The organism is Vibrio eleionomae (assembly GCF_009874545.1).
Classification (GTDB): Bacteria; Pseudomonadota; Gammaproteobacteria; order Enterobacterales; family Vibrionaceae; genus Vibrio; species Vibrio nitrifigilis.
The window spans coordinates 201,849-208,821 of the sequence record NZ_WEKT01000005.1; the positions used below are offsets into that span (position 1 = coordinate 201,849).

The 6,973-nt window shown below is 42.8% G+C and carries 6 protein-coding genes; 3 read left to right on the top strand and 3 right to left on the bottom strand.

What is annotated here, in order from left to right:
• Positions 1-44 precede the first annotated feature (44 nt).
• Both F9817_RS05205 and rimI read left to right on the top strand, forming a co-directional pair.
• Positions 45-449 carry a DNA polymerase III subunit psi gene (locus F9817_RS05205; protein WP_161153899.1) on the top strand — a complete coding sequence of 135 codons (405 nt, stop codon included), beginning with the start codon at positions 45-47 and terminating at the stop codon, positions 447-449.
• A complete protein-coding gene (gene rimI, locus F9817_RS05210; RefSeq protein WP_161153900.1) occupies positions 449-898 on the top strand; it encodes a ribosomal protein S18-alanine N-acetyltransferase in 450 nt (149 codons plus the stop codon). The genes F9817_RS05205 and rimI overlap by 1 nt, the downstream gene beginning before the upstream one ends.
• Here the strand turns inward: rimI and F9817_RS05215 are convergent.
• A complete protein-coding gene (locus tag F9817_RS05215) occupies positions 895-2,955 on the bottom strand; it encodes a putative bifunctional diguanylate cyclase/phosphodiesterase (protein ID WP_161153901.1) in 2,061 nt (686 codons plus the stop codon). The genes rimI and F9817_RS05215 overlap by 4 nt on opposite strands.
• A gap of 202 nt (positions 2,956-3,157) precedes the next feature.
• On the opposite strand from F9817_RS05215, the gene prfC reads away from it, so the two are divergent.
• The gene (gene prfC / locus F9817_RS05220) at positions 3,158-4,747 is read left to right on the top strand and encodes a peptide chain release factor 3 (protein ID WP_161153902.1); all 1,590 of its coding nucleotides are present in this window, start codon (positions 3,158-3,160) and stop codon (positions 4,745-4,747) included.
• 126 nt (positions 4,748-4,873) lie between these two features.
• On the opposite strand, the gene srmB is transcribed toward prfC, so the two are convergent.
• The gene (gene srmB / locus F9817_RS05225) at positions 4,874-6,100 is read right to left on the bottom strand and encodes an ATP-dependent RNA helicase SrmB (RefSeq protein WP_161153903.1); all 1,227 of its coding nucleotides are present in this window, start codon (positions 6,098-6,100) and stop codon (positions 4,874-4,876) included.
• An 86-nt stretch (positions 6,101-6,186) separates the two neighbouring features.
• Positions 6,187-6,900, bottom strand: a complete 714-nt coding sequence (locus F9817_RS05230) for a tRNA1(Val) (adenine(37)-N6)-methyltransferase (protein ID WP_161153904.1) — start codon at positions 6,898-6,900, stop codon at positions 6,187-6,189.
• Positions 6,901-6,973 lie beyond the last annotated feature (73 nt).

A 6,973-nucleotide genomic window follows, 5' to 3' on the forward strand; every position in this document is an offset into this window, starting at 1 on the left:
CCTTGTTGCTAGCATGTTCGCGTTATCAATAATGAACTCTTACCATGCCAAACTCGTTTGTCTCTTATTTGCAGGAAATGGGCATTCAAAGCTGGGAACTTACCCATCCTGAACGCTTACAAGGTTATGAACCTCAATTAATTGCATTGCCGCAAGAATGTGTTCTGCTATTAGTTAGCCCAATCGAGCCCTCATTTGCAGAAAAAACATTATTCGAGAAAGTACTCAAAAGTTTCCACCTTAATATAGAACAGGCTTGTTTTATCTATCCTCATCAGCTTAACCAGATAAATGTGCAAGGCCTTGACTGGATTTGGTTTGCAGGGTGTGATGAAGTCACTAATACAGTACCTAAGCAGTTGGTTTCTCCTCGTTTAGCCGATATTGAGGGCAATAATCAACACCGACGCGAACTTTGGCAGCAGATACTTGCACAGAAGGATGCATAATGGCAGTTACGTTTGAACCTCTTTCTGAGCGACATTTATCATCCGTCTGGCACATTGAAAAATTGGCGCATACGCACCCATGGGCAAAAAAGTCTATTTATGATTTAGGTAATCGCTTTCAATGCCATCATGTGATGTTACTGGATGGCCAAGTTGTCGGGTATTTCTATGCCCAAAATGTTGTTGGAGAGGTATCTCTACTAAACATTGCCGTATCTCCCGAATATCAAGGTCAAAGGTTAGGCTTTCAATTAGCCGAGTTTTTCTGTGCTTATTGTCAATCACAGCAAGCAGAAAGTATTTGGTTAGAGGTGAGAGAGAGCAACTATCGCGCGATCAAGTTGTACCATAAACTTGGGTTTAGTGATGTAGACACTCGTCCTCATTATTATCCGGTCGCTGGTGGACGTGAAGATGCTGTCATCATGAGTTACTATCTGGCGGATTAGATATTGCGTGATGCGTGAGTATCGAGTTCCAGTAAACCATCGATAGTGTAAGGGCTGTAAGCAAAACGATTGAGTAACTGTTCTTCTGTCAACGGTTTATCAAACAGATACCCTTGAAATTGTTTACATCCCATGTCTTTAAGAACGTTTAACTCTAAACTATCTTCCACACCTTCTGCGATGACACCGAGATTTAAGCGCTTAGCAATCATCAATATTGTGTCGACAATCGCCTTATCGTTATCGTTTTGATGCAACTTGGTCACGAAAGAGCGGTCTATTTTTAAAATATCGACATCAAGGTGTTTTAAATAGCGTAATGAGGAATAACCGGTACCAAAATCATCAATCGATAAATGAATATCGAATTCTTTCAATTTGGCCATTTTTTTAACGGCACTTTCCATGTTTTCTAATAACAGGTTTTCGGTGATTTCCAGCTCGATATTTTTACCTGATATTCCTACTTCATCAATAATTTGGGTGACTTGTTCAATGAAGTTATCTTGAGCAAATTGCATTGGACTGATATTGATAGCTAAGCGGCGAAAGGTGACGGGTAATCGATTGTCTTTTTTCCATTGAGCCAATTTACGACATGCCGTTTCTAGAATCCAACGACCAATTGGAATGATTTGTCCGGTTTCTTCTGCAATCGACATAAACACACCTGGCGGTAGTAGACCTCTTGTTGGGTGATTCCAGCGGATCAATGCTTCTGCACCAACAATTTCGAACCGTTCGTTTACTTGGGGTTGGTAATACAGTTCTAGCTCTTGGTTTGCTAATGCTTGGTGCAAACCTTTTTCTAAATCTAAGAACGCATTGACTTGGGATTGCATTTCCGACTGATAGCGTTTGTAGCTGTTGCCCCCACTGACTTTGGAGCGGTAAAGCGCAGTATCGGCTTGGCGTAAAATGTCTATATTTACATTATTGTCAGATGGATAGGTCGCGATTCCTATACTGACGGTACAGTAAAGCTGGTGAGTATCGATAGTATAGGGAGCGGATAGTTCGTCAATCAGCGATTGTGCCGTTTTTTCCAAATCAAGATGAGTCGTGAGTGGCAGAATTATCGCAAATTCATCGCCACCGATACGCGCAATTAAATAGTTATAATCGGCCCACTGTTCAATTCGTTTCGCAACAGCAATGAGTAGTTCATCGCCAATCGTGTGACCGAGAGAGTCATTAATGGTTTTAAAACGATCTAGATCGAGATAAAGCAAAGCGCCTTCTTGATTGTCTCGTGATGCCTGTTCGATATAAGTGCTGAGACGAGTCATTAACATACTGCGGTTACTCAGCCCTGTTAATGTGTCATAAAAAGCGAGACGGTTGAGTTGAGTTTCTGCTTCTTCTCTTTCAACCCATAATCGGTGAAATGTGGTCGCCAGCTCTCTTAACTCATTGTTACGTTTAAATTGGGATTCTGGCGAAGCGTGCTGTTTTTCTTGTAATGAACGTACCCAACGAATTAAGCGAATAATGGGTAGCGAGAGTTTGTAATAAAAAAAAGTAAGCAAGATTGTGGTCAGTAAACAGGTACGCAAAAAATCTAACAAAATAATATGTACATGTTTTTGAACAAATTGTTGGGCGATCGAATAAACATTAATTGAGAATAGTAGCGAGCCGACAATTTTCTCTGAGTTAGGCTGATGCAGTGACGTTTGGTATGTTTCTTTGGGCGGTTCTATATATGAAGAGACTAAGCGAATAAAACGGTTATCATCGGCTGTTTTTCTTTGGCGTTGGATTAATACATCGTTAAAATCATCAAGTATTTGCACGTGCACAATGGCCGGATCATTCATTAAACTATTTGCGACTTGCTCTGCCAGAATTGGGTTGAGTCGATAAGCTGCCTGACTCGCGTCAGTATAACTTTGCATAAGCTTAAACCGATAATGTTCTTCGACTCTGTTTTGCTCGCGGTGAAGATCAACAAGTGTGTAATTGATACTGAAAGCCATCCCCAAAAGCATGGAGACGATGAACACGGTTAAAGCTTGTTTAAAGGCGAGCGAATGAGTCGGTTTGATGTGCACCATATGCAAAAATTGTTGTTATGACATTTAACAGGTATAGCTCAAAATCTCTGTTAAGAAAGGGTTTCCTTGCTGTTTACATACATTTTGGGCTTTAAGTTGCCCCAAACGTGATTATAGGCGAGAATACTGCCCAAATTTGAACCGAATAGCCAAGAGCGCTGTTTGGGCGTTCTGTCTGGTTAAAAAAGAAGATTATTCTCTCATGTCAAATAGTCCATTTGTCAGCGAAGTCGGTAAACGTCGTACTTTCGCCATTATTTCTCACCCGGATGCGGGTAAGACCACTATCACTGAAAAAGTCCTGTTATTCGGACACGCTATTCAAACTGCGGGTTCGGTAAAGGGGCGTGGTTCGAGCCATCACGCTAAATCTGACTGGATGGAGATGGAAAAAGAACGTGGTATCTCTGTTACCACATCGGTAATGCAGTTCCCATACGGTGATGCGCTGGTTAACCTATTGGACACTCCCGGACACGAAGACTTCTCTGAAGATACTTATCGTACTCTAACCGCTGTGGATTCATGTCTAATGGTTATCGATGCGGCAAAAGGTGTCGAAGACCGTACCCGTAAATTGATGGAAGTAACACGCCTACGTGATACACCGATCATCACATTCATGAACAAATTGGACCGCGATATCCGTGACCCAATGGAATTGATGGATGAAGTAGAAAATGAATTGAACATCCTTTGTGCTCCAATCACTTGGCCAATTGGCTGTGGTAAAGAGTTTAAAGGTGTGTACCACATTCACCGTGACGAAACGATTCTGTACTCAACGGGCCAAGGTCACACGATTCAAGAAGTGCGCATCGTGAAAGGTCTGGATAACCCAGAACTTGATACTGAAGTAGGTAGCGACCTAGCGGCACAACTACGTGATGAACTTGAGCTTGTGATTGGTGCATCAAATGAGTTCGATGAAGACCTATTTTTAAGCGGTGAATTAACGCCAGTATTCTTTGGTACTGCATTAGGTAACTTCGGTGTAGACCATATGCTTGATGGTTTGACCGAGTGGGCTCCAATGCCAAAAGCTCGTAATGCCAATGAACGTGTCGTTGAAGCGACAGAAGAAAACTTCTCTGGTTTTGTATTCAAAATCCAAGCGAACATGGATCCTAAACACCGTGACCGTATCGCATTTATGCGTGTGGTATCAGGTACTTACAAGCAAGGTATGAAGATGAACCATGTTCGTACTGGTAAAACGGTAAGTATCTCGGATGCGGTTACCTTTATGGCGGGGGACCGTGCACGTGCTGAAGAAGCGTTTGCAGGTGACATTATCGGTTTGCATAACCACGGTACGATTCAAATTGGTGACACGTTCACACAAGGCGAAAACTTGAAGTTTGCTGGTATTCCTAACTTCGCGCCAGAATTGTTCCGTCGTATTCGTCTGCGTGATCCATTGAAGCAAAAACAATTGCTGAAAGGGTTGGTACAGCTTTCTGAAGAAGGTGCGGTGCAGGTATTCCGTCCATTACAAAACAACGATTTGATTGTTGGTGCAGTTGGTGTGCTACAGTTTGATGTGGTAGTGGCTCGTCTGAAATCCGAATACAACGTCGAAGCAATTTACGAAAGCGTCAACGTTGCAACTGCACGTTGGGTTGAGTGTGAAGATGAGAAGAAATTCGATGAGTTCCAACGTAAGAACCAAACTCACCTAGCTCTTGATGGTGGCGATAACTTGACTTATATCGCGCCGACTATGGTGAACTTGAACTTAGCGAAAGAGCGTTTCCCTGAAGTGGATTTCCGCGCAACTCGTGAGCACTAATTTCTATTTAGTAATGCTGTTCAAGTCTGAACAATAAATAAAGAAAAACCGCTGCTCTGGCAGCGGTTTTTTTATCTCTTTCAGCACGTTTTGTTCAATGAGCAACAACGCGTTGCGAAGTAAGCATTACTTTTTCTTCTTCACGTTCTTTTTCGCGCTTTTCTTTTTATCCGTGTCTTTTTTCTTTTTCTTTTTGAACACTGGTTTTTTGTGTTGCGGACGCATGTCTTTGATGTAGCGCTCTTTGATCTCTTCCTCAATGTAGCGGCTAACGCGATCAATCATTGGCTGATCGTGTGCTTCTACAATAGAAATCGCAGAACCCTTCTTACCTGCACGAGCAGTGCGACCGATACGGTGCAAATACACATCAGCAGTACGCGGCATGTCGTAGTTGATCACGTGGCTAACGTCAGGAATATCGATACCACGAGCAGCAACGTCGGTTGCCAACAACACATTGATCTCACCACTGCGGAAACGGCTGATAGCGTTGTTACGGCGATCTTGTGGCATTTCACCTTGAATCCAAGAACAAGGGATCTGCGAACGTTCCAGTTCAGAACGTAATTCGGCTAAACGTTCACGCGTTTTCACGAAGACGATCGCTTTTTCCGATTGCTCGGTCAGGATCTTTTTCAGTAGGGCATTTTTGTGCTCTAGGGTGTCTGCGCGGTGATACCATTGTGAGATCTTTTTGCGTTCACGACGTGATGGTTCTGCATCGATATCAACAGGGTTTTTCAGTAGATCGGCAGTGAAGCCTTCAACCCCTTTGCCTTCTAATGTTGCTGAGAAAAGTAGCGTTTGTTTACGCCAGCGACATTCGGAAGATAGACGGTCAACAACAGGAGCAAAGCCCATGTCTAGCATACGGTCAGCTTCATCAAGAATTAGCCATTCGATGGCACGGCAGTCGAAACGCTCTGCATCAATGTATTCCAAAAGACGACCTGGAGTTGCCACAACGATATCTTGTGTTTGTGCGAGGATGTCAGCGTGTTCTTGGTATTGGACACCACCTGTGATGGTAATGACATTCAAACGTGAGTTTTTACCCAACGCACGAATTTGATCGGCTACCTGCATCGCAAGTTCGCGAGTTGGAGTCAAAATCAGAATACGTGCAGGACCCGCTTTCTTGCGCGGAAAGTCTTGCAAGTATTGCAGTGCCGGAATAGCAAACGCAGCGGTTTTACCCGTTCCTGTAGGAGCGGATGCCAAAACATCTCTACCATCTAGGGCTTGAGGGATCGCTTCTGCCTGAATTTGAGTTGGGCGAGAAAAGCCCATTTCTTCAATGGCCTCGATAATATTTGGATCCAGGTCTAGGTCAGCAAAGGTTTTGATCACAGTGTTGTCTCCACAGGTATGGATTGCTCAGTCTAAAAATAGGTCGCACATTATAGAGGGATCTTGTTGAGATCACATCTTAATTTCTACATCTTAAGATAAAACTCATGAGTAAGAGCGATAAATTCGGCGCTATAGCCTTGTTGTTCATGAATAATAAGTGATTCTAATTGGGGAATAATCTCATTTTTTGTTTGAATCAATTCAAACATTAGTCGGTGAACAGTTTTTTTTTGCGATGGTTTCACTGAGCAGAGTCGACTTACTTGCCAACCATGATGTTTCGCTAAGTTAATAAACACTTCGCCTTCTACTTTGGGAAGAATGAAAGCGGCTTTCGCATTAGGAGCGGTTAATCGATCCAGAGTCGCAATGAGCTCATTGTGGTCTAGCGTGTTTGTATGTCTGGCCGTTGCACGCTGCTTATTATGCGCTTGTTCTCCCGAAGTAAAATAGGGTGGATTACAAATAATAGCATCGAATTGAATTTGAAAATCCATATCTAAAATATTACCTAATACTGCTTTAAGCCTTTTGTTCCATGGGCTAGCGATAAAATTTTTCTGTGCTGTATGGTTGGCGGCCGGTTCAATGTCGATGGCTGTAATCTCAGTTAGATTAAAACGCTGCGCGCACATAAGAGCTAACAGTCCTGACCCTGTGCCTATATCTAACAGGGAGTCGGGAGCTGATTGAAAGGCCCATGAGCCAATCAAAACGCCATCGGTACTGACTGGCATTCCAATCTGTTCAAAGTCACTTACGGTAAATTGTTTGAATCTAAAGTCTTTTTTGTTCATGTTCGCTAAGTAGTGAAATATCGTGTTTGCATTATTTTTAAGTCAATGTATCTAAACTGTATGAATAATATGG